At 71.1% G+C, this 22,823-nt stretch carries 21 protein-coding genes; 1 reads left to right on the top strand and 20 read right to left on the bottom strand.

Annotated features, from left to right (window positions below; genetic code table 11):
* A partial coding sequence (locus AC1DT4_RS18410; protein WP_477091219.1) for an MFS transporter occupies positions 1 to 674 on the bottom strand: 674 nt, incomplete at its 3' end.
* 105 nt (positions 675 to 779) lie between these two features.
* Between AC1DT4_RS18410 and AC1DT4_RS18405 the strand changes: the two genes are divergently transcribed.
* Positions 780 to 3,062 (top strand): putative bifunctional diguanylate cyclase/phosphodiesterase, encoded by a 2,283-nt coding sequence (locus AC1DT4_RS18405; protein ID WP_477091218.1) that lies wholly within the window; start codon positions 780 to 782, stop codon positions 3,060 to 3,062.
* 60 nt (positions 3,063 to 3,122) lie between these two features.
* On the opposite strand, the gene nusB is transcribed toward AC1DT4_RS18405, so the two are convergent.
* From nusB to AC1DT4_RS18310, 19 genes are all read right to left on the bottom strand, one after another.
* On the bottom strand, positions 3,123 to 3,539 hold the full coding sequence (gene nusB / locus AC1DT4_RS18400) for a transcription antitermination factor NusB (RefSeq protein WP_477091217.1): 417 nt from the start codon (positions 3,537 to 3,539) through the stop codon (positions 3,123 to 3,125).
* 1 nt (position 3,540) lies between these two features.
* Positions 3,541 to 4,104 (bottom strand): elongation factor P, encoded by a 564-nt coding sequence (gene efp, locus AC1DT4_RS18395; protein WP_477091216.1) that lies wholly within the window; start codon positions 4,102 to 4,104, stop codon positions 3,541 to 3,543.
* 205 nt (positions 4,105 to 4,309) lie between these two features.
* Positions 4,310 to 5,227, bottom strand: coding sequence for a DUF559 domain-containing protein (locus AC1DT4_RS18390; RefSeq protein WP_477091215.1), 918 nt, complete (start codon positions 5,225 to 5,227; stop codon positions 4,310 to 4,312).
* A 166-nt stretch (positions 5,228 to 5,393) separates the two neighbouring features.
* Positions 5,394 to 5,834 (bottom strand): type II 3-dehydroquinate dehydratase, encoded by a 441-nt coding sequence (aroQ, locus tag AC1DT4_RS18385; RefSeq protein ID WP_477091214.1) that lies wholly within the window; start codon positions 5,832 to 5,834, stop codon positions 5,394 to 5,396.
* Positions 5,831 to 7,072, bottom strand: a complete 1,242-nt coding sequence (locus tag AC1DT4_RS18380; RefSeq protein WP_477091213.1) for a hypothetical protein — start codon at positions 7,070 to 7,072, stop codon at positions 5,831 to 5,833. The genes aroQ and AC1DT4_RS18380 overlap by 4 nt, the downstream gene beginning before the upstream one ends.
* A gap of 66 nt (positions 7,073 to 7,138) precedes the next feature.
* The gene (gene aroB, locus AC1DT4_RS18375) at positions 7,139 to 8,263 is read right to left on the bottom strand and encodes a 3-dehydroquinate synthase (protein WP_477091212.1); all 1,125 of its coding nucleotides are present in this window, start codon (positions 8,261 to 8,263) and stop codon (positions 7,139 to 7,141) included.
* A complete protein-coding gene (locus tag AC1DT4_RS18370; protein WP_477091211.1) occupies positions 8,260 to 8,838 on the bottom strand; it encodes a shikimate kinase in 579 nt (192 codons plus the stop codon). Before AC1DT4_RS18370 ends, aroB begins: the two co-directional genes overlap by 4 nt.
* Entirely contained in the window at positions 8,793 to 10,079 is a 1,287-nt protein-coding gene (locus AC1DT4_RS18365; protein ID WP_477091210.1) for a glycosyltransferase 87 family protein, read from the bottom strand. Before AC1DT4_RS18365 ends, AC1DT4_RS18370 begins: the two co-directional genes overlap by 46 nt.
* A gap of 78 nt (positions 10,080 to 10,157) precedes the next feature.
* Positions 10,158 to 11,348, bottom strand: coding sequence for a chorismate synthase (aroC, locus tag AC1DT4_RS18360; protein ID WP_477091209.1), 1,191 nt, complete (start codon positions 11,346 to 11,348; stop codon positions 10,158 to 10,160).
* A 73-nt stretch (positions 11,349 to 11,421) separates the two neighbouring features.
* Positions 11,422 to 12,219, bottom strand: a complete 798-nt coding sequence (locus AC1DT4_RS18355; protein WP_477091208.1) for a hypothetical protein — start codon at positions 12,217 to 12,219, stop codon at positions 11,422 to 11,424.
* A gap of 1 nt (position 12,220) precedes the next feature.
* Positions 12,221 to 12,919 carry a PilN domain-containing protein gene (locus AC1DT4_RS18350; RefSeq protein WP_477091207.1) on the bottom strand — a complete coding sequence of 233 codons (699 nt, stop codon included), beginning with the start codon at positions 12,917 to 12,919 and terminating at the stop codon, positions 12,221 to 12,223.
* A complete protein-coding gene (pilM, locus tag AC1DT4_RS18345) occupies positions 12,916 to 13,980 on the bottom strand; it encodes a type IV pilus assembly protein PilM (protein ID WP_477091206.1) in 1,065 nt (354 codons plus the stop codon). Before pilM ends, AC1DT4_RS18350 begins: the two co-directional genes overlap by 4 nt.
* A 104-nt stretch (positions 13,981 to 14,084) precedes the next feature.
* On the bottom strand, positions 14,085 to 14,870 hold the full coding sequence (locus AC1DT4_RS18340) for a prepilin peptidase (protein WP_477091205.1): 786 nt from the start codon (positions 14,868 to 14,870) through the stop codon (positions 14,085 to 14,087).
* Between the two features lie 219 nt (positions 14,871 to 15,089).
* On the bottom strand, positions 15,090 to 16,961 hold the full coding sequence (locus tag AC1DT4_RS18335; protein ID WP_477091204.1) for a hypothetical protein: 1,872 nt from the start codon (positions 16,959 to 16,961) through the stop codon (positions 15,090 to 15,092).
* Positions 16,958 to 17,719: a PilW family protein gene (locus tag AC1DT4_RS18330; protein WP_477091203.1), complete on the bottom strand. Its 762-nt coding sequence runs from the start codon at positions 17,717 to 17,719 to the stop codon at positions 16,958 to 16,960. Before AC1DT4_RS18330 ends, AC1DT4_RS18335 begins: the two co-directional genes overlap by 4 nt.
* Positions 17,719 to 19,632 (bottom strand): PulJ/GspJ family protein, encoded by a 1,914-nt coding sequence (locus AC1DT4_RS18325; RefSeq protein ID WP_477091202.1) that lies wholly within the window; start codon positions 19,630 to 19,632, stop codon positions 17,719 to 17,721. Before AC1DT4_RS18325 ends, AC1DT4_RS18330 begins: the two co-directional genes overlap by 1 nt.
* A gap of 113 nt (positions 19,633 to 19,745) precedes the next feature.
* Positions 19,746 to 20,210 (bottom strand): prepilin-type N-terminal cleavage/methylation domain-containing protein, encoded by a 465-nt coding sequence (locus AC1DT4_RS18320; protein ID WP_477091201.1) that lies wholly within the window; start codon positions 20,208 to 20,210, stop codon positions 19,746 to 19,748.
* Positions 20,211 to 20,363: 153 nt separating this feature from the next.
* Positions 20,364 to 21,596, bottom strand: a complete 1,233-nt coding sequence (locus AC1DT4_RS18315) for a type II secretion system F family protein (RefSeq protein ID WP_477091200.1) — start codon at positions 21,594 to 21,596, stop codon at positions 20,364 to 20,366.
* Positions 21,596 to 22,823: type IV pilus twitching motility protein PilT (locus tag AC1DT4_RS18310; protein ID WP_477091199.1), on the bottom strand; the 1,228-nt coding region annotated here is incomplete at its 5' end. The genes AC1DT4_RS18315 and AC1DT4_RS18310, both read right to left, overlap by 1 nt.

Below are 22,823 nucleotides of genomic sequence, written 5' to 3'. Positions count from 1 at the left end.
GGGCGGGGACCCACGGGCTGCTCCGCGGCGACCGCGACCGCGGCCCGGCGCGGAGCGCCCCACCACGCCGCGAGCATGCCCAGCCCGATCACGAGGCCGCCGACCACCCCCATCACCGCGTACCCGGCCCGACCACCGCCCGCGGCGTCGCGCACCAACGGCCCGCCCGCGCCGAACGCGAGGATCGCCACCGCGAGCACCGCGATGCGCGGCGCCAACAGCCGGGTCCGTGACTGGTAGTCGGGTGCGATCTCCGCAGGGAGCGCGATGTAGGGCACCTGGAAGATGCTGAACGAGGTCGCGGCCGCCACGAAGGCGACGACCACCCAGACCGCCGCCGCCGAGCCGGTGAGCGCGACGGGCGTCGCGAAGAGCGCCGCGAAGAAGAACGGGATGGTCACCGCGCCCGCGAGCAGGAACCGTCGGCGGCTCCCGTGCCGCGCGGCGGAGACGTCGGACGCCGCACCGATGAACGGGTCGATGACCACGTCCCAGAGCTTCGGGACCGTCACGACGAGGCCCGCCAGTCCCGCGGCGACGCCGAGCGTGTCGGTCAGGTAGTACGCCAGGACGAGTCCGGGCAGCGTGCCGAAGCCGCCGGTGCCGACCGAGCCGAGCGCGTAGCCGGCGACGGTCCTGCGTGGGAGGCGCACGGCGGTGGGCGTCGATGTCACGGCTGAATGATGCCAGCCCGCGTCACACCATCCGGTCATGGGAGACATGACAGGTCACCCGGATGCCACGTCATCCCAGGGCACCGACGTGACGATGTCCAGTTCGTGCTCGGAACCGTTCCTACGTGGGTCACCGTGCTGCAGCTGCTCGCTGCAGGCCTGGTCGGCGGCTTCTGCGTCCTCCAGTGGGTGTGGTGGCGCGGCGAGGTCCGTCCCGCCAGCGCGGCGTGGTCGCTCGCCTGGTCGATCGACATGGCCCTGGTGCTGCTCGCGGGCGGGCTGTTCGCGCTCACCATCCCGGGCAGCCTGCGCGACGCCCTGGTGTTCGTGCACGCCCAGCTGGTCGCCGGCTTCCTCGTGATCGCGATCCCGGCCACGAAGGCCATCGCCGGCGGGCCCAGGGTCCGCTACTGGATGTGGGCCGCGGGCGCGCTCTTCGCGGCGCGCGCCGTCCTCTGGTGGGTCCCGCTCGAGGAGGTCGTCGACGACGCGGACGTCCTCGCGGCGGCGCTGCTGCTCGTCCCGACGACGGTCGTCGTCTCCTACGTGGTCGTCGCCGTCGGACGGACCCGCCTCACCGGCTTCGGCTCGCTCCTGGTCGTCGCCGGCGCCGAGTCGCTCGCCATCTTCACCGCGGGCGTCCTGATCCTCGACAGCGCGGTCGGCGCGATGTGCGCGGCGCTGTGGGCGATCCCGCTCGCGGTGGGCATCGAGGTGCTCGCCCTCAACCGGCTGCGCGACGCGCAGGACGCCGCGGCCCGGCAGAACAAGATGCGCGACGCGCTGGCCCGGCTGGCCAACTCCGCCTGGTTCGTCAAGGACGCCGACGGGCTGCTGGTCACCGCGCGCGACGAGGCGCGCACGATCCTGGACGACCCGAGCCTGGAGGGGTCGCTGCGCCCCATCGCCCGCGACCGCTTCGTCACCGAGCTGTTCTCCGCCGCCAAGGTCGAGCACCCGCCGCAGGCCCGCACGTTCCTCATCGACCTCGCGCAGATCGTGTCCGCCGCGGCCGAGCGCTACCAGCTCAGCGAGCGGCTGCACACCACCGCCTTCGCCGACCCGCTGACCCGGCTGCCCAACCGCCGGGCCGTCGAGGAGCACCTTCTCGCGATGCTCGACCGCGCGAACGTCGAGCGCACCCGCGTCTCCCTCATCTACTGCGACCTCGACGGTTTCAAGCGCGTCAACGACTCGTACGGGCACGCCCACGGCGACGCCCTGCTCGTCCGCGTCGCCGACTACCTGCGCTCCTCGCTGCCCGACCGCGAGTCGTTCGTCGGCCGCGTCGGCGGCGACGAGTTCGTCATCGTGCTGGCCCGCGCGCCGCAGGACGTCGACCTCGTCGCGATCGCCCGGGCCATGCGCGAGGGCTTCATCGACCGCACCGGCGGCAGCCGGCCCGCGCGCCTCACGGTCGGAGTCGCCACGTGGGTGCCGGGCGATGTCGTCGACGCCGACGCGCTGGTCCGGCACGCCGACACCGCGATGCTCGAGGCCAAGCGCTCCCGCTCGGGCTTCCGCGTCTTCGACCGCGCGCTCCGCCGCCGCGTGGAGGCCGAGCGGCATCAGCGCGCCGCGCTCGAGGCCGCCGTGGCCGCGGGCCACTTCACCGCGTACTTCCAGCCGATCGTCGACGCCGAGACGCTCGAGATCGTCCAGGTCGAGGCGCTGGCCCGCTGGGACCACCACGGGCACCTCATCCTCCCGGCCGACTGGCTGGAGCTCGCCGAGGAGTCCGGCCTCATCGTGCCGATCGGCCTGGAGGTCCTGAGCCAGGCTCGGCGCGCGCTCGAGCGGTTCCAGATGCCGGTGTCCGTCAACATCGCCGCCCGCCAGCTGGCCGAGCCCGACGCGCTCGAGCAGATCGAGACGGCGTGGGGCGACGCGTTCTGGGAGCACCTGACGCTCGAGATCACCGAGAGCGCCCTGGTCCGTACGTCGTCCGCCGTGCCCGTGCTGTCGGAGCTGCGCGCCCGAGGCGCCCGGATCGCGGTCGACGACTTCGGCACCGGCTACAGCTCCCTGGCCCGCATCGCCCGGCTCCCCGTCGACGAGCTGAAGATCGACCGGTCGTTCGTGCGCGACATGGGCACAGAGCGCGGCCGCGGAGTCGTACGGGCCATCGTCGCCCTGGCCCACACGCACGGGCTCTCGATCGTCGCCGAGGGCGTCGAAACGCCCACGCAGCTCACCGCGCTGGCTGAGATGGGGGTGACGCGCGTGCAGGGCAACTTCCTCGGCCGGGCCGCGCCGAACCTGCCGGTCCGGGGTCCGCGTCCGTCGACCGGGGCGACGGCCGTGGTCGCCGAGCGCGCGCTGCGGTCGGTCCCGACGCCGATCTCTGGCCACGACGGCGGCCGCCTGGCCATGCCCCGCCGCGTCTGACTCCTGCGGGGACGACGCCGCCCGCCCACCCTCTCGGGTGCGCGGGCGGCGGCGTGCAGGTCAGGCGAGCAGCGTCGGCTTCAGGTCGACGATGCGGCCGAGGAGGCCGTTGACGAACTGCGGCGACTCGTCGGTCGACAGCGACCGCGCCAGCTCGACGGCCTCGTCCACCGCGACCGCGTCCGGGACGTCGTCGTTGTAGAGGATCTCCCACGTGCCGAGACGCAGCAGCGCACGGTCCACCGCGGGCATGCGATCGATGGTCCAGCCGTGCGCGTGCGTGGCCAGCAGCTCGTCGATGCGGTCCCGCTGGGCGATGACGCCCTCGACCAGGTCGACCGAGTACTGCGGCAGCGACGACTCCGTCCCCGGCTGCGCGATGCGGTCCGCCAGCAGGGTCACCGGGTCGATACCGCGCTGGTCGGCCTCGAAGAGGACGTCGAGGGCCCGCTTGCGGGCCTTGGTGCGCGCACCCACCTCAGTCGTTCACACGGCCCAGGTAGCTACCGTCGCGGGTGTCCACCTTGACCTTCGTGTTGGACTCGAGGAACAGCGGCACCTGGATCTCGTAGCCGGTCTCCAGGGTCGCGGGCTTGGTCCCCGCCGACGAGCGGTCGCCCTGCAGGCCCGGCTCGGTGTACGTGACCTCGAGCACCACCGACGGCGGCAGCTCGACGTACAGCGGCACGCCCTCGTTCGTCGCGACCATGGCGTTCTGGTTCTCCAGGAGGAAGTGCGCGACGTCGCCCACCGTGGTCTCCGAGATGTGGATCTGGTCGTAGTTGTCCGTGTCCATGAACACGAAGTCCGTGCCGTCCTTGTACAGGTACTGCATGTCGCGCTTGTCGACGTTCGCCGTCTCGATCTTCAGGCCGGCGTTGAACGTCCGGTCGACGACCTTGCCGGACAGGACGTTCTTCAGCTTGGTGCGGACGAAGGCGCCACCCTTGCCGGGCTTGACGTGCTGGAACTCGATGACGGTCCACAGCTGGCCGTCGATCTTGAGCACGGTGCCGTTCTTGAGGTCGTTGGTGGTCGCCACGATCGTCGCTTCCTGTCGAGTGAGATTCTGCGCGGTCCGCCGGCGGCGCTCCCCGCCGGAGTGCACGGGGCGTGCGCAGCGTCGACGGCCGCAGACCGCCGACCATCGTACCGTGCGGTCCCCCACCCCCCGTCACGCCCGAGACCCACCACCCCCACCCGAGCCGAGGATTTCGCTGATTCCTGCCGAACTTCGGCCGGATCCTTCACATTCCTCGCGAACCCGAGCCGAGGAGGGTCAGCTGGGCTTGGATTTGGGCTGTTACCAGGGTCGGGCGGTGGACCAGGTCGTCCCACGTGTAGCGCAGGACCGTGCAGCCGGCCGCGACCAGCGCATTCTGCCTCGTGCGGTCGGACTGGAACCTCTCGGCTCCGTGGTAGCGGCGACCGTCGACCTCGACGACGAGCCGGACCTCGGGGAAGTAGATGTCGGCGGACGCTGCGACCCCCAGGTGGCCGAGGAGCGACTCGCCGGCTCGCCACCCCGTGATCCCCGCCCGGCGCAGCAGCACCTGGAGGCGCCACTCGGCGGGACTGGCCGCGCCGGCACGGAGGCGGTCGACCGCCGCGCGACGCCGGACGTTCCCCCACGCCCCGGGATGCTCGTCGATCCACCGGGCGAGCTCGTCCGCTCCGAGAAGCCGCCGGCTCACCACCCAGGCCAGCAGACCGTCGGACTGGTCGGGGGCGAGCCGGCCGAGGCAGTCGATGACCGTGCGCCCCGGCGTCGTCACGAGCGCCGACCCCGCTCGCTGGACGTCACCGTCGGAGAGCTCGATCCGATGGGCGCGCAGCCGGTGCCGTGGCGGGCGCGCGGTCGGCACGACGACGTGGATCGCTCCGTCGTCGTCCACCGGCAGTCGGTGGAGGCGTGCGGCACTGCCGAACCCGAGCACCGCGTCCGGCCACGTGAGCCAGGCTGCGTGTGCCTCCTCCCACGGGCCGATGCGGTCGTCGGCCAACTCGAGAGCGCTGCCCGCGACGCGCGTCCACCGACCTCCGCGCAGGCGTCGGCGCACCTGGTGCTCGGTCATCCCGGCCTCGATCGCCTGACGGGCGGTGAACAGTCCGGCCTGCGCGGCGGCCTCGGGAGGGCTCCACCGCGCCGGCAGTCGCTCGGTCATCGAGCGAGCATCGGCGCCCCGAGCACCGGCAACCCCGCCGCCGACGCAGCCGGTGAACGACCCCCCTCAGCCTCGGGGCTGTGGGCGGCTCGGGCTCACCCATGGAATGCGAAGGATCCGGCCGAACTACGGCCGGATCCTTCGACATCGTCGTGGTGCGCTCGAGTCACACCCGGGCGGCGATCGCTTCCAGCGCGAGGCGGTACGAGTCGATCCCGAAGCCGGCGACCGTGCCCGTCGCGACCGGGCCGATGACAGACACGTGCCGGAAGGTCTCCCGGGCGTACGGGTTGGTGAGGTGCACCTCGACCAGCAGCAGGCCGGCGGTGGTCACCTGGGCCGCGGCGTCGCGCAGCGCGTACGAGTAATGCGTGAACGCCGCCGGGTTGAGCACGACGTGCGCGCGGGTGTCGACCGCCTCGTGCAGCCAGCCGACCAGCACGGACTCGTCGTCGGTCTGCCGGATCTCGACGGAGATCCCCAGGTCGGCGGCCCACTTCTCGACGGAGGTGGCGAGGTCGTCGTGCGTGGTCGAGCCGTACACCTCGGGCTCGCGCACCCCCAACCGCCCCAGGTTGGGACCGTTGAGCACCAGCACACGCATCATGCCGCCGAGCCTAGAGGATCGGCCTGCCGCTCCCCCGGCGCCACGGCGACGGTGCGGCGGGCGGACCACTCGGCCGCGAGGCAGAACACGGGGATCCCGATCGCGAGAACCGTCCAGAAGTGCCACCACGGCCCCTCGGGCAGGAGCGGCGCGAACGGGACGACCAGCATGAGCAGGGTCAGCCACGTGCGGGTCCGAGCGACCACCGGCGCCTGGCTGCTCCACAGCCACACGAGCACGGCGGCCGCCAGCGCGACCCAGTAGTACGACAGCCGGAGGGGATCGAGCAGGAGGCGGACTGCCACCGACGCGATGACCGCGACCAGGACCGAGCCGTGCCGGCGCCACGCGACGGCGACCCCGACGAGCCCCGCCGCGAGGCCCTGGACGATCCGCTGGACCCAGTCGGACGACCCGGCGAGGCCGGGCACCCGGTCGAGCCACGTATGCTTCGGGAACGGCCACTGCAGCGAGAACATGTTCATCTCGCCCCACAGCTTGAACGGCAGGTACAGCAGCGCGATCCCAGCGACCAGCACGACGATCGCCACGGCCGACGCCCGCAGCCGGCGCCCGGCGAGCAGGATGCCGCCGGTGGTCGGTGCCCACTGCTTCACGCCGGTCGCCAGCACGAGGAGCAGGGCGGCCTGGATCAGCCGGTACCGTCCCGCGGAGACGGCGGCGTGGACGACGAGCAGCCCGACCAGGAGCTCCTCGGGATGGTCGGCGGTCTGCGAGGTGTAGAGGAAGCCGCCGACGACGATCGCGAGCCCCACCACCCACTCCGCGCGCCGCACCCACGCTCCGGTGGATTGTGCGGCGCGACGAGCCGCCGACACCGCGAGCCAGGCGACGACGACGCCGTGCGCCGCGGCTGCCCCGATGCCCACCGCGACCTCCGGCAGCATCAGGGCGCGCGCGACGACGGTGAACAGACCGAGGAGCAGGACGTAGACGGGCCCGATCTGGAGCCAGCTGTCGGCGAAGACGTCGAGGAACCCCGGACCGATCATCCCGGCGCCGGCCTCGCGGAAGCGCACCTGGTCACCGTCGGGGCGGCCGATCCCCCCGAGGATGCCGATGACGACCCCGAAGGCGACCAGGACCAGCGTCGGGTGCTCCCACGTCCACCGCAGGGCGCGCGCCAGCGCGGGGTTCGCCGTGTCGAGCTGGCGTAGCTCGCGCGCGGCCCTCGACGTCGGCGGGGTCGGCTCGGGGCGGGAAAGGGTGGTGGTCACGCAGGTCTCAGCTCTCTCGGCTCTCGACCCTGCTTCGGCACGTTGTGCCGCGAGGTTGAGGTCCGGTCAGAGAGAGACGGTGCGCGACGTCGCCGCGCCCTCGCTCACCTCGGCGTACGCGGCGGCCAGCAGAGCGGGGTCCGGACCCTCGAGGCGGGTCGGCCGGCCGATGTCCTCGAGGACCACGAACCGCAGCAGGTCGCCGCGCGTCTTCTTGTCGCGGCGCATCGCGGCCTGCAGCTGGGTCCAGCGATCACCGCGGTAGGACACCGGCAGCCCGAGCGACGAGAGGATCGACCGGTGCCGCGCGACGACGTCGTCGGGGAGCCTCCCGGCCAGCCGGGCCAGCTCCGCGACGAAGACCATGCCGACCGACACGGCCGCCCCGTGCCGCCACTGGAACCGCTCGACCAGCTCGACCGCGTGCCCGAAGGTGTGCCCGTAGTTGAGGATCTCGCGCAGCCCGGCCTCCTTGAGGTCCTCGCCGACGACCCGCGCCTTGACCGCGACCGCGCGCTCGACCAGCTCCAGCAGGACGTCCGACGACGACGCCGCCGCCGGGTCCTGCAGCAGCTCGACGTTCGCCTCGACGAGGTCGAGGATGACCGGGTCGGCGATGAAACCGCACTTGACCACCTCGGCCAGACCGGCCACGAAGTCGTGCCGCGGCAGCGACGCCAGCGCCGCGAGGTCGCAGAGCACCCCGGCCGGCGGGTGGAACGCCCCCACGAGGTTCTTGCCCTCGGCGGTGTTGATCCCCGTCTTGCCGCCGACGGCCGCGTCGACCATGGCGAGCAGCGTCGTCGGCACCTGGACCACCCGGATGCCGCGCAGCCAGGTGGCGGCCACGAACCCGCCGAGGTCGGTCGTCGCTCCCCCGCCCACCGCGACGACGGCGTCCGTGCGCGTGAAGTCCGCCTGCCCGAGCACCTGCCACAGGAAGGCCGCGACCTGGGCGGTCTTCGCCTCCTCGGCGTTGGGCACCTCGGCCAGGAAGGCCTCGTACCCGTGAGCGAGCAGGTCCTCGCGCACGGCGTCGGCCGTCGTGGCCAGCGCGGCGGGGTGCACGACGAGCACCCGGCGGACATCGGGCCCGAGCAGGTCCGGCAGGGCGGCGAGCAGGTGGTGGCCGATGACGACGTCGTAGGGGCGGTCCCCCGCGACCGTCACGGTCCGGGTCTGCGCGCTCATGCGTCCTGCCCCTCGGTCGACGGGCCGCGTCGGGCCGCCGCCAGCTCGAGCTCGATCAGCTCCGCCACGTCCACGGGCCGGTGCCCGTCGGTGAGCACCCGCACCCGCGCGAGCCGCTCGTACACCGGTCGGCGGGCGTCCATGAGCGCCTGCCACTGGGCGCGCGGGTTGCCGAGCAGCAGCGGTCGGGACTGGTTGAACCCCACCCGCGGTGCGGCCTGGGCGAGCGAGACGTCGAGGAAGACGATGAGCCCGCCGCCGTCGGCGTACCCCGTCAGGGCCGCGTCCGTCGCGGGGTCCAGCACGGCGCCACCGCCGAGAGCCAGGACGCCGTCGTGCTCGACGAGCGCCCGCGCCACCGCGTCACGCTCCAGTGCCCGGAACACGGGCTCGCCGTCCTCGACGAAGATCTCCGCGATCGCCTTGCCCGCGACCTGCTCGACGTCGGTGTCGGTGTCCCGCGCGGTGAGCTGCCACCGCTCGGCGAGTGCCGCGGCGACCGTCGACTTGCCGGAACCGGGAGGGCCGATCAGGACGACGCGGGGACCAGGGGGGACGTGAGGGGTGTCGTGCACGAGGGAAGGGTAGCCGCATCCGCAGCACCGTCCGCGTCGCCGACCGCGGGCCGCCGCCGCGCGGCGCGCGCCTCGACGACGAGGCACACGATGGGCACCAGGAGCAGCAGCACGTCACCCACGTGCCACTTCACGCTGCGCTCGAGCACGTACGGAGCGAGGACGACGGCCGGAGCGCACAGGGTCACTGGGAGCCGCCACCGTCGCACGACGGCGATGTCGGTCGTCCACATCCACAGGACGCCTACCGCGACGAGGGGCCCCGAGTAGTAGGTCAGGCGTAGCGGGTCGAGAAGCAGTCGCGTCGAGATGACGGCGATGATCGCGACGAGCGGAGAGCCGTGCCGTCGCCAGGCGACCAGCGCGCCGGCGAGACCTGCCGCGGCGCCCTGCACGACGCGCATCTGCCAGTCGGACGCGCCCAGCCACCCGGCCACGGTTGCGAAGAGGGAGTTGTCCGGGATCCCCCAGGCCATGCTGAAGGTGTTCATCTCGCCGCCCACGGCAAACGGCACGTAGCAGGCGAGGACGATCCCGACGACGACGGACGACCCGACGACGACCCCGCGCAGGCGACGCCCGTGGACGAGCACCCCGGCGCCGAGGATGCCCCACTGCTTGATGCCGGTCGCCAGGCCGATGACGGCACCGGCGACCGCGTACGCACCGGTCCGGGTCGAGAGGGCCGCGTTCGCGAGGAGGAGGCCCAGCAGGATCTCCTCCGGGTGGCCGTTGCCGATCCCCTCGGCGAGGAATCCTCCGAGCGCGAGCGTCAGCCCGAGCGCCCACTGCACCGGCAGCTCAGGGCTGCCGACCGCGCGAGCCGTCCGGCGTGCGGTCCACATCGCTAACCAGGCAACGCCGGCCGCCTGCGCCGCCGCGAGCGTGAACAGCACCGGGAGGTGGAGCAGCTCGAGGAACCTGGTCGCGAGCCCGAGCAGTGCGAGGTAGACCGGGCCGATCTGCAGGCCCGAGTCCGAGAAGACGTCGAGGAACCCGGGCCCGATCATGCCGGCACCCGCGATCCGGAACCACTCCGCGTCGCCCTCGGGGATCACGGCCCCGAGGGTGCCCTCGGCGATCACGCTGAGCGCGATCACGAACGGCACGGGCCGAAGCCACGCGGCGCGCAGCAGCCGGTACACACGCGGCCGGTGCTCCGCCAGCCGGGCCAGCTCGGCGGTCAGCCAACGACCGAGGGCGCGCGGCGGCACCGCGACGTCCTGGCGGGGGGAGCTCACTGCGGGACGACCTCTCGAAGACGATCACTCCCCCGGTACCTCGGCACCGCGGCAGCGGAAGTTGAGCCGCCCGTGCCCTCAGGCGAGCAGGTCGGGGATCGCGTCGACGTAGGCCGCGAGGTTGCGACGAACCTCCGCGAGGGAGTCTCCCCCGGTCTTCTCGAGCAGCGCGTCGGCGAGCACGAGCGCCACCATGGCCTCGGCGACGACGGCCGCCGGCGGGACCGCGCAGACGTCGGAGCGCTGGTGCTGGGCGCGCGCCGCCTCGCCCGTGGCGGTATCCACGGTCGCCAGCGCGCGCGGCACGGTGGAGATGGGCTTCATGGCGGCCCGGACCCGCAGGATCTCGCCGTTGGTCATGCCGCCCTCCAGGCCGCCCGCGCGATTGGTCCTCCGGACGATCCGACCGGTGTCGTCCCGCTCGATCTCGTCGTGCGCGAGCGAGCCCCGACGTGCCGCGGTCCGGAACCCGTCACCGACCTCGACGCCCTTGATCGCCTGGATCCCCATCAGCGCGGCCGCGAGCCGCGCGTCGAGCCGGCGATCGCTGTGCACGTAGGACCCGAGGCCCGATGGCAGGCCGTACGCCAGCACCTCGACCACGCCGCCGAGGGTGTCGCCGTCCTTGTGGCACTCGTCGATCTCGGCCACCATCGCGGCCGAGGTGGGCCCGTCGAAGCAGCGCACCGGGTCGGCGTCGAGCGCCGCGACGTCGTCGGGCGTCGGGAGGGCCGCGTCCTCGGGAGTCGCGACCGGCCCGATGCTGACGACGTGGGACACGAGCCGGATGCCGGCGGCCTGCTCGAGCAGGTGGGCCGCGACGGTCCCCAGGGCGACACGCGTGGCCGTCTCCCGGGCGCTCGCCCGCTCGAGCACGGGTCGGGCGTCGTCGAACCCGTACTTGCGCATCCCGACGAGGTCCGCGTGACCGGGCCGGGGCCGCGTCAGCGGGGCGTTGCGCGCGCGGTTGAGCACGTCGGGGTCGTCGACCGGGTCGGCGGACATGACCTCGACCCACTTGGGCCACTCGGTGTTGCCGACCTCGATCGCCACCGGACCGCCCTGCGTCAGGCCGTGGCGGACGCCGCCGAGCAGGCGGACCTCGTCCTGCTCGAACTTCATCCGCGCACCCCGGCCGTACCCGAGCCGACGACGCTGCAGCGCCGCCTGGACGTCGGAGGTCGTGATCTCGACGCCCGCGGGTACCCCCTCGAGGATGCCGACGAGCGCCGGGCCGTGGGACTCACCGGAGGTCAACCAACGCAGCATGTGACGGATCCTCCCATGACGAGGTCCACCCCCCGAGCCCAGGCTCGGAGGGTGGACCGTGGGTCGATCGTGCTCAGCGACCGGTGATCGGGACCAGCGGGTTCTTGCCGGGCACGACACCCGGCAGGACCGGCGGGGCCGCGTTCGGGTCGACCGTCTCCGGAACCCCGAGCGCGTCCGGCAGGACGTAGACGAGGCCGCCGATGACCAGCTCGAGGTCGCCCTCCTTGGTCTCGGGCCGCCCTCCGCTCGCCGGCTGGTCCTTCTGCGACGTGCCGTTGAGCGACGTCACCAGGAAGAGACGCGGCGTCGCGTTCTGGAGGTCCGACGTGAACGCGAGCACGTTGTCGTACGTGCCGAGCGCCGTGATCGTGAAGGCGATCGACGCCAGCCCAGCCGGCGCCGTCGCGGCGACGGGTGCGGGCGGGACGGCGGCCGGGTCGGTGCCCGCCTCGGGCGCCGGGGCCGTCCCGTCGGTCGGTGCCGGCGCAACGGCCACGGGAGCGACCGGGGCTGCCAGCACGACCGTGGTCGGGACGGAGGGGGCCACCGTGGTGAGCGTGACCGTGTGGGCCACGGCGATGGCGTCGAGCTGGCGCAGGTAGGCGCTCAGCTGGGCGTCGGTCGGGATCTGCACCTGGAGGCCGGCGAGCTCGGCCTGGTACTCAGGCAGCTTCTCGAAGTCCGCCTTGAGCTTGGTGACCTGCAGCTCGAGCATCTCGTTCGAGGCCGTCGTCGCCTCGGCCTGGCTACGGAGGTCCGAGGCCGCGGCCAGGGTCGGGTTGATCGCGAGGAACCATGCCAGGGCGAGGATGACGACGGCGAGGAACGCCGTGCCACCGACCCAGGTGCTCTTCTTGGCGCCGCCCATGTCAGCCCTCACCTTCGGTGGCGTCGAACCGGTGCGAGTAGGCCAGGTCGCTGACCTGCACGGATCCAGACATGTTGTAGTAGATGCCCGACTCGTCCTCGGTGAGGGTGGCGCCGGTGACGAACGAGTCCGCGAAGCCCGGGACGCTGTTCATCGCGTCGATCCACGCGGACGTGTCCGGGACGACCGAGGCACGAGCGGTGAACAGGATCTGTCCGACGCTCGGGTCCTGCAGCGGGTTGCTCGGCGTGGTCGGCGGCACCACGGGCGTGGCGCCCGTGTACTGGAAGTTGTCGATGCTGACGTTGGGCGGGAGCACCGCGGTCAGAGCGTCGAGGTACGGCTTCCACTGCACCTCGGTCGACATGCCGACCGTCCGGCTGCTCTTGGTCTGCTCGAGCGCTCCGAGCACCTTCGGGACGTCGGCGTACTTGGCCTGCTCGGTCTGCAGCCGGGTCGTCTCGTCCTGCGCCTGCACGAGCTCGGTCGCTGCGGTCACGCTCGAGATCAGCGCGAGGCCCCACCCGCCGACGGCGAGGAGCACCGTCACGACGAGGCTGATGAGCAGCCACTGCTTCGTCTTCTTGAGGCCGCGCGCCGCGCGCACCTCGGGCGGCAGGAGGTTGACCTGGGCGAGCGAGCCGCCCAGGACCGTGCCGGCTCCCGACCGGGTCTTGGGGCGTTCGAGGACGGTGCTCATGCGGCAACTCCGTATGCGAGACCGACGGGGAGGGCGATGAACGACTCGTGGCCGTTGAGAGCGTCACGCTGGACCGTCTTGGCGGAGCGCAGGCCCGCCAGCGGGTCGCCCAGCGTGACAGGGAGCCGGCTCGCGCTCGACAGGTACTGGCCGAGCCCGGGCAGGTGCGAGCCACCGCCGGTCAGGACGCAGACGTCGATGCCGGCCCCCGGGTTGTTGCTCGAGTAGTACACGAACGTGTTGCGGACCGACTCGACGAGCGCGCGGACCACGGTGCTGATCGCCTCGGCGGCGTCCGCCCGCTCGGGGCCGACGGCGTAGCCGATGCCGACCTCGCGCTTGACGGCCTCGGCCTCGGCCGCCGCGATGCCCAGAGCGCTCGCGACGGCTGCGGTGACGTTCTGGCCGCCCGTCGGCAGGGAGCGCACGAGGCGCGGGGAGCCGTGCGCCGAGATGACGACGGTGGTGATCGTGGCGCCGATGTCGACGAAGGCGGCGGTCGCCTGGGCGAGCTCGCCGCGGGCGAGCGCCCGGTGGAGCGCGAAGGCGTTGAGGTCGACCATCCGGGGCCGGAGGCCGGCACCCTCGACGGCGATCACGTTGGCGTTGACGGTGTCCCGCTGTGCCGCGACGAGCATGCCGTGGACCATCCGACCCTGCGGGCCGACCGACTCGGCCGTCGGGAAGTAGTCGAGCAGGGCGTCGTCCGTCGACATCGGGAGCAGCTCGCTCACCTGGAACGGCAGGGACGCCTTCAGCTGCGCCAGCGGCATCCACGGCAGGTCGAGCTCGCGCACGATGACGCGCTGGTTGCCGACGCCGATCACGACGTCCTTCGACTCGAACTTGGCCTGCGCCCAGAGCTGGCGCAGCGCGGTCGAGACGGTCTCCGGCTGCACGACCTCGCCGTCCCGGACGGCGCCGAGCGGCAGGGCGACCTGCCCGAACCGGACGAGCGTCGCCGGCGACTTGCCGGCTGGCCCGCCGCTGCCGAACTCGAGCTCCGCCGCGCGTACGCACGACGAGCCGATGTCCAGCCCGATGACACGAGTGGTAGCCACGAGGGTCCTTCCGACGCGCTCAGATGAGGTTCTTTCGTCCTATCGGGACCGACGCGTCCCGACTTGAGGACCGCGGACCACCACGTCGTCCGAAAGTTTGCGACTCAGAGGACGCCGAGGTACCAGGACCAGATCTGCTCGCCGACGACGATGCCGACGGCCGCGCCGAGCAGCATCCACGGGCCGAAGGGGATGCCGGACTTCCGGCCCGCCCGACCGGCGAGCAGCAGGGCCACCGAGAAGATCCCCCCGAGCAGGAACGCCGAGAACCAGCCGATGAGCAGGGCACCCCAGCCGAACCAGCCGAGGTACAGACCGAGCACGCCGGCGAGCTTCACGTCGCCGAACCCCATCCCCGCCGGGTAGACGACCACGGTGACGAAGTAGACGAGGAAGAGAGCTGCTCCGCCGATCAGTGCACGGACGAGCGCGGACCAGTCGGCCTCGCCGCCCGGGTTCCAGCTGGCCAGCGCGAGCAGCACGAGCGCGACGACGTACGACGGGAGCACGATCGCGTCGGGCAGTCGTTTGGTGTCGATGTCGATGAGCGCCAGGGCGACCGAGATCGCCGCCAGGTAGAGCAGGGCGGGCAGCTCCCAGCTCAGGCCCGCGAACCAGGCCGTCAGGGCGAAGAGGATGCCGGTGCCCGCCTCGACCAACGGGTAGCGCGCGGAGATCGGGTTGCCGCAGTCACGGCAGCGTCCGCGCAGAACGAGCCACGACACGACCGGCACGTTGTCCCGCGACCGGATCGCGTGACCGCACTTCGGGCAGGCGCTGGGCGGGTGCGCGATCGACTCGCCGCGCGGCACGCGCCAGACCACCACGTTGAGGAATGAGCCGATCGCGAGGCCGAACAGCCCCGCGATGGCGATGAGGGCGCCGGTCACAGGGTCGCGGTCCCTGGCTCCGGCGGCAGCACGCCGTCACCGTATCGTCGGTCGGCGATCGTCATCATGTCGTTCCACTCCCAGGTGCAGGGGTACGTCCGACAAGGTGATCGGCACGACCGCACCAGGACCTGAGCCCGACCGCCGGACGGATGCGCGATGCGCTGGGACGTCGTCGACGTCCCAGCGCACCGCCACGAACCGGGTGGCCCGACCGGGTCAGTTCCGCAGCGCCAGCGGCGTGGTGATCTCGCCGAAGTAGTGCTGGCCCCACTGGGCGTTGACCCACTTCGGGAAGTACGGCGGGGCGGCGTACTTGAGCCGGCTGTCGTACACGTAGTTCTTCAGGTAGCCCGTCGACCCGTTGCCGGTACCGACGATGCCGCGCCAGCGCTGGGCGATCGAGCCGTTGACCTGAAGGAGCCCCTCCGGGTCGCCCACGTTGTACTGCTGCACGTAGAACGAGTGCTGCAGGGTCTGGATCGAGCCCATGATGTTCAGGCCGCCCACCACGACCGCCCCGGTCGGGTCCGGGTAGTTGGTCGGCCAGCCCGCGACCTCACCCACCGTCGACGGCGACGTGGACCACTTGCAGGTGGAGCTCGGGCAGCCGCTCGAGGGACCCGAGACCTTCATCATGTACGGGTGGAAGGCCTCCACCGAGTTGGTGGCGACGAGACCCAGCATGTCCGAGCCGTTGAGGCCGCCGGCGAGCACGAGGTCGCCGGTGACGACCGTGGACTGCTCGGAGGCCAGGGTCACGCGACCCTTGACGATGCCCTGGACGTACAGGTTGCCCACCTGGCAGTACTTCGTCGACTCGGTCATCGTCTTGTCGTAGGTGTACGACTTGTCGTTGCCCGTGGGCTTTGCCGCCGCCAGCGCCTTCGTGAACGTGCCGAGCGGGAGCTCGGACCCTGAGGGCCCGCCGATCTGTCCCGCGTCGCACTGCGCCTGCGTCATGTTGGTCGTGTCGTCCCGGACGTAGATGACCATGTTGTCCGGCACGTTGACCGTCGCTCCGGCCGCGCTGTTCAGCGCGGACACGGTGCCGCAGTCCGGTGCCGTGCCCGTCGGGGGTGCGATCGGGGGCGGGGTGACGCCGCCGTTGTTGGCGGTCTTGCTCCAGACCGTCATCGTCCCGTTGGCGTTGAAGATGATGCGCGTCGAGCCCGCGTAGTGGCAGCCCGGGTAGCCGGCGAAGGCTGCCGACGTGTCATCGAGGTAGAGGGGCCCGTTCCGCGAGTACTGCGGCTTGACGCCGCTGAAGTTCGCGGTCGCGTAGTTGCTGCCCGTCTTGCGCAGGCAGTACTTCCACGTCGACTGGTTCGAGGTGACCGTCGAGCTGTCGCACTCGGGGTTCGCCGTGGTGAAGCCGCTCGTGAAGGTCGCACCGTCGGAGAGCACCGAGTCGTTCGAGAACACGGCGCCGTCGAGCGTGTCGCCGGCGACGAACGTGATCTCGGAGCATCCGGCCGAGCTCCGGCCGCTCCACCAGTACTTGGCGTTCGCGCTCCCGGCGCCACCGCAGGCGGTGGACGGCGTGCTGCCGTACGCCTGCACGTTCGACGGGTCCGCGGACTCGAAGTCGGTGTAGTAGACGTAGTCCGTCGAGCCGTCCTTGCCCACGGCTGCCTCGACCGTGCGGTACCGCCCGTTGGCCTTGCCCGTGACGGTGACCGTGATGGTGCCCTCGGTCGCCGCCCGTGAGGCGTCGATGCCGTAGTGGAAGTAGGCCGCCTTGGCGTCCGTCGTGCCCGGGACCACAGGCAGCCAGCCGACCGGCGTGGTCGCGGTCCAGCCACAGGTGTTGCCGGTGACGTTCGGGCCCTTGAGGGCGCCGTTGGCGCAGTCGATCGTCCGGTAGTACTGGTCGTCGCGGTTCAGGCGCGAGATGAAGTCGTCGACCCCGGACTGCGCGGCCGTCATGGCACCGGAGTAGTCCTGGTCGTACCGCGCGAACTTCTGTCCCGAGACGGTGTACGCCAGAGCGGTCGTCGCCAGCATGGCGAGGATGAGCATGGTTCCGACGACGAGGACGAGGGCCATGCCCTCGTCGCCGGTCGTCGCAGCGCGCCGGAAGCGGTTCACGGTGTCTGGTCCTCTCCCTGCCGAAGGATGGCCTGCGCGTTGGGCAGGGTCAGGCGCTGGATGTACGTGGTGGCGCGCGCCCTGGTCGAGTTGGGCTGCTGCACGGTGACGGTGAGCTCGACGGCCAGCACCTTCGACAGCTGGTCCCCGGTCAGTGACCCGCCGCTGGTCGCCGGGAGCATCTGGTCGCCGGCGCCGTCGAAGTACTGGAAGATCGCCGTCCCCGTGTCCCAGCGGACGCCGGTGGCCAGCGTCCGCGTGGTGAGCCTCGCGGCGCAGGCTGTCGTCGCGCCGGCGATCTCCGCGTTGCAGTAGACATAGCCCGTCGCCGTGGGGACGGCCGAGTCCGGGACCTGGACCTTCTCGACCAGGGTCCCCGCCGTCGCCCCGGTGGTCGTCAGCGTGTAGGTGACCCGGCTGGGGCCGACGGTGTTCCCGGCGTTGTTGACGTTCGCGTAGAACTGCACCGAGTAGTCCTTGCCCAGCACGAAGGCGTCCGCCGTGCAGAGGGTGCAGGTCGACGTCAGCTGGTTGGGCATCACCGCGGTGCGGAGCTTCTTGCTCAGCGTCTCGGTGACCACCCGGGCCGAGTCGATCTGGTCCTGGCGGGTCACGTTGCGCGCGTTCGACTGCGCGAAGGTGATCGTCATCGTGGCGACGGCCGCCACGATGATGCCCGTGATCAGCATCGCGACCAGCATCTCCGTGAGGGAGGTGCCCTCGTCGCGGCGGCCGAGCCGCCCACGCAGCCTGTTCATCACGGGCCCTTCACGTCATTCGTCGGGGCGGTCCAGGGCTTGGTGAGCAGCGGCCCTGTGGCGGGTCCGACCACGAACGTGCCGATCGCCGTGCACCGGTTGCCGCTGGAGAGGCCCTTGTTCCAGATGTACGCGTAGTAGGTGACGTTGCCCGACGCCGGTCGGGGAGCCGACCAGGTGACCGACACGTTCCCCGACGTCGTCGCCGGCGACACGTAGGTCGTCGTCACGGGGGTCGTCGCCGTGCCCGTGCAGTTGGTGACCGCGGCGCCGGCATTGAGCACGAGGTTGCGCCCGCTCCCGACGGACGTGACCTCGAGCGTGACCGACCCGAGGGCCCAGGTCTTCGTGGTCTGGGCGCCGTAGGGCACGTTGAACGAACCGAGCCCGATCGGGTACCCGAGGCACGTGCTGCCCGACACCTGCCAGATGTAGTAGCTGCCGGCCGGGAGGTCGACGAACTGGGTGCGCGCACCGTCGATGTTCCGCACGATCGCCGGCGCGAGGCCGGTCGGGCAGGTCGTGAGGTTCATGACGCCGGACAGGTTCTGGTCGACCGCCATGAGCGTCGCGCCGGGCACGGAGTTGACCTTGAGCTGCGTCGCCGCCCACGTGGTGTCGGGGTTGTCGCCGGAGGTGTAGGCCTGCGCGGCCGGTCCGGGCGAGCACGCGTACGTCGGTCCGGTCATGTAGAGGTCGTATGACCCGGGCAGCGCGTCGAGCTCGGCGGTACCGCCGGACGCTCCTCCGCGGATCGTCGCGGCGCTGCAGGTGGTCGCCGTCGGCACCGTGCCTGCGGGGACCGCCACGACCTGGGTGGCGTCACCGGGCAGGTTCGCCGCCGTGATGTGCGCCATCTCGAAGACGACATCCACGTTCAGCGTGCCGCCGGGCGTCAGCTTCGTGACGGTGTATCCGCCCGCCGGCGCCGTCGTCCCGAAGTACGCGCCGTAGGACGTCGGGTAGAGCCCGGTGAACGTGGTGGTCACGCCGGTCATCACGCGCGTGGTCCGACCGTTGGCCCCGGAGAACTGGGAGGCCACGAGCGTGACCGTGGAGCCGTTGACCTGTGCGTTCGTCAGCGCCTGGCCGTCCGCGCGGACCAGCCGCAGCGTGACGGCGCCGGCTTTGCCGACCGCGAAGCTGGCGCCGGAGTAGATCCGGCCACGCAGGAGGGTGCCGGTGCTCTTGGTGGGGTTCGGCGTCCCCGACAGGTCCACGTAGCTCGCGTCGGCCACCTGGACCGTGTAGCTCGTGCCCGTCGTCACGGCGGGCGTCACGCGGACCACCGCACAGCCCGTCGCATCGGTGTAGGCGGTCGAGCCGCCGGCGGTGACGGGGATGTTCGCCAGGGCGGCGCCGTCCTGGTCGAGCACCTTCGAGGCGATGAAGGAGTCGGTGGTCGAGACGCCGGTGTCCTTGTCGGGCGCGAACGCCGCGCTGTTGACGATCGGCTTGACCTGGCCCATGTTCGGCCACTCGACGGTGACCGTGACCCCGAGGCTGGGGTACGAGACGAGGGAACCGCCCTCACAGGCCGAGGCGCCGGTGCCGGTGATGTTCCACTCGACGCTGCGCTTGACCGTGTACGGGACGCCGTCGACGACCAGTGGCTGGCCGTCGGTTCCGCCCGGAAGGTGGTTGGGGTTGACCTGGAATCCCGCGTTCGCGATGTCGATCGGACCCGAGTCGGTCGCGCCGAACTGCTCGCGGACCAGGTCGATCTCACGGGCCGCCWGGTTGGCGGCCGCGACGCGGTTGCGGTTGCTCAGGCTCTGGGCCTGCGAGTTGACGATGACGCCGATGACCGCCATCGACATGGCCGTGAGGCACACCATCGCCACGACGAGCTCGATCAGCGTGAAGCCGACCTCGTCGTGCGCTCGCTCGCTGCCACGTACCGCGTGCGTCATCGCTGGGCCCCTCTCGGCCGTTGCCCTGCTGTCGTCCTGTTTGCGGGCTGACCCGCCGGTACAGCAGTGGGGCGAAGGCGTTCGCCTCCGCCCCACTGCCTGCGCTGACTAGATCAGCAACCGGTCTTGCTCAGGCCGTTCGCGGCCGAGTAGTACACCGTGGAGCGCGTGCCACCGTCGTAGGTGAGCGTGACGCACCAGGTGGTCGAGCCGGCCGACGCCGTCGCCGGGCTGGCCGGCGAGTAGGACAGCGTGACGCCGTTCGTGGCGGCGGACGCGTTGCCGACCGAGGCACCGTTCACGTTCAGCTTGCCGGCCGTGGTGCCCGACGGAGCGGTGAACGTGACACCGGAGGTCGCGAGGGCGGCGGTCGCGTCGACGTAGTACGTCGCGACCTCCTTGCCGACGGTCGAGACGTCGGACGTCGCGGCCGTGTCGTTGGCCTTCTTGCGCTGGTTCAGGAACACGGGGATCGCGATCGCCGCGAGGATCCCGATGATGATCATGACGACGAGGAGCTCGATAAGGGTGAAGCCCTTGTCCTTCTCCTCGATGGACTTACGGATGCGAGCGATCACAGTCAGCTCCCCTAAGAATGAGTGGCGGATGGCGTTTTCACTGTCAGTCCGGTCGAGACCGGTTCAGTCCTGCAAAGCGTGTATCGGGAACGGGTGGCGGGACCTTGAGTCGCAGTTCCCGATCCGCCTCGATTCACTCGGGCGGAGCAATGCTCAGCTGATGAGGTTGAAGATTCCGAAGATCGGCATGTACATGGCGATGACCATGGACCCGACGATCGCGCCGATGACGACGATCATGAGCGGCTCGATGAGGCTCGTGAGCTGCTCGGTGGTCGACTCGACCTCGTCGTCGTAGAAGTCCGCGACCTTCGCAAGCATCGTGTCCAGGGCGCCTGTGTCCTCACCGACGGCCATCATCTGCACGACCATGGGCGGGAACACGGGGTGCTGGCTCAGGGGCCCGGAGAGGGACTCTCCGCGCCTGACGGATTCCTGCACGGCTTTGGCCGCCCGCTCGATGACGAGGTTTCCGCTCGTCTCGCCGACGATGTCGAGAGCCTGGAGCAGAGGGACGCCGGCATGCAGCATCGTGCCGAAGTTTCGCGTGAACCGGGAAACAGCGATCTTTCGGAACAACTGCCCGAAAACGGGCACCTTGAGCTTCCACGGGTCGACGCGCTCGCGAATGCCGCGGTCGTTCTTGTGCTTTCCCCACCACACCGCGAAGATCGCCAGCGCAATCACGAACGGAATGATCGTGATCTTCACGAACTGGGACAGCATCATGAGGATCTTGGTGGGCAGCGGAAGCTCCCCGCCGAGCGACGAGAACATGCCGGCGAAGACCGGGACGATGAACAGGAGCATGCCCGTGGTGGCGAGGATCGCCACGACGAACACGACCACGGGGTAGGTCATCGCGGACTTGATCTTGCCGCGCAGCTTGACCTCGGCCTCGAAGTTGTTGGCCACGGACACCAGGGTCTGGTCGAGGAAACCGCCGACCTCCCCCGCCTTGACCATGTTGATCATCAGCGGCGGGAAGACGCTGTCGTGCTTGGTGAGCGCCGTGGAGAAGGCCGTACCCACCTCGACGTCGTTCCGGACCTGAGCGATGACCTTCGCGAGGGCCTTCGACTCCGTCTGCTCCGCCAGGATCGTCAGCGCGCGCAGCAGCGACAGGCCCGAGTCGATCATCGTGGCCAGCTGCCGGGACATGATCGCCAGGTCCTTCAGCGAGATCTTGTTCCCACCGAACCCGGGGATGTTGATCTCGGCGTTGAAGCCGCCCGTACTGACCTCGGAGATCGAGACGGCCGCGAGGCCCATCTCCCGGAGCCGGTTGGCCACGGCCGCCTGGTTGGTCGCCTCGACGCGGCCCTTGACGATCTTGCCGGCCTTGTCCCGGACGGCGTACTCGTACGTCTTCGTCGCGGTGGCCATCAGAGCGCCTGGCTTCCGAACGAGGAGCCGCCCATGGTCGCCTGGTCACCCATGCCTGCGGCGCCCTGCGACCCACCGGAGAACCGGCCGGTCAGACGGTTGAAGTCCTCCACGTGATGGCACTTCTCCAGTCCGGTCTCGTAGCTGATCTTGCCGGTCTTGACCAGCTCCGAGAGGTGCTGGTCCATCGTGTGCATGCCCTGCTTGGCACCGGCTTGCATGGCCGAGTAGATCTGGTGCGTCTTGCCCTCGCGGATGAGGTTGCGGATGGCCGGCGTGGCCACGAGCACCTCGGTGGCGACCGCACGGCCGGGCGAGTCGGACCGCTTGGCCAGCGTCTGGCAGACGACACCCTGGATGGCGCCGGCCAGCTGCGTGCGGACCTGCGCCTGCTGGTGCGCGGGGAACACGTCGATGACGCGGTCGATCGTCTGCGCGGCGTCCTGCGTGTGCAGCGTCGCGAAGACCAGGTGACCGGTCTCGGCGGCGGTCAGCGCCACGGAGATGGTCTCCAGGTCACGCATCTCGCCGACCAGGATGATGTCGGGGTCCTGGCGCAGCACGTGCTTGAGGGCGTTCGCGAACGAGTGCGTGTCCTGCCCGACCTCGCGCTGGTTGACCACGCACTTCTTGTGGCGGTGCAGGAACTCGATGGGGTCCTCGACCGTCATGATGTGGTCCTCGCGCGTCCGGTTCGCGAGGTCGACGATCGACGCCAGCGTGGTGGACTTGCCGGAACCGGTCGGGCCGGTCACCAGGACGAGCCCGCGCGGCAGGCCGGCGAAGGTGCCGACGACCGCCGGCACGCCGAGCGCCTCGAGCGGCTTGATCTCGTACGGGATCACACGGAAGGCGGCGCCGATGGACTCGCGCTGCTGGTAGATGTTCACGCGGAACCGGGCGAGGCCACGGACCGAGTACGAGAGGTCGAGCTCGAGGTTCGTCTCGAACTTCTCGCGCTGCTTCTGCGTCAGGAACGCGTACAGCGTGCGGCGCAGGCCCTCGGGCTGGACCATGCCGAACCCGTCGAGCGGCTTGAGCGAGCCGTTGATCCGCACCATCGGGGTGGTACCCGTGGTGAGGTGCACGTCGGACGCGCCCACCCGGACCATCTCGGTGAGGATCTCGTCCATGGGGAGGTCGCCCTCCTGCTGCTCCTGACCCATGCCACGGCGCGGGCCGCGGTCACGGGAGGGCGCAGCGGCGGCGCGAGCTGCCGGCGCGGGC

This window comes from Cellulomonas sp. P4_D11, from assembly GCF_056401915.1.
Note: the sequence above shows the minus strand (reverse complement) of the source record. Positions and strands in the feature narration are given on the sequence as shown.

Bases quoted from the DNA above. Each gene is read 5' to 3' on its own strand.
- AC1DT4_RS18330 (WP_477091203.1), bottom strand. From the start codon at position 17,719: ATGAACAGGCTGCGTGGGCGGCTCGGCCGCCGCGACGAGGGCACCTCC.
- AC1DT4_RS18315 (WP_477091200.1), bottom strand. From the start codon at position 21,596: ATGGCCACCGCGACGAAGACGTACGAGTACGCCGTCCGGGACAAGGCC.
- aroB (WP_477091212.1), bottom strand. From the start codon at position 8,263: ATGAGCGCGCAGACCCGGACCGTGACGGTCGCGGGGGACCGCCCCTAC.
- AC1DT4_RS18350 (WP_477091207.1), bottom strand. From the start codon at position 12,919: ATGAGCACCGTCCTCGAACGCCCCAAGACCCGGTCGGGAGCCGGCACG.
- AC1DT4_RS18390 (WP_477091215.1), bottom strand. From the start codon at position 5,227: ATGACCGAGCGACTGCCGGCGCGGTGGAGCCCTCCCGAGGCCGCCGCG.
- aroC (WP_477091209.1), bottom strand. From the start codon at position 11,348: ATGCTGCGTTGGTTGACCTCCGGTGAGTCCCACGGCCCGGCGCTCGTC.
- aroQ (WP_477091214.1), bottom strand. From the start codon at position 5,834: ATGATGCGTGTGCTGGTGCTCAACGGTCCCAACCTGGGGCGGTTGGGG.
- AC1DT4_RS18355 (WP_477091208.1), bottom strand. From the start codon at position 12,219: ATGGGCGGCGCCAAGAAGAGCACCTGGGTCGGTGGCACGGCGTTCCTC.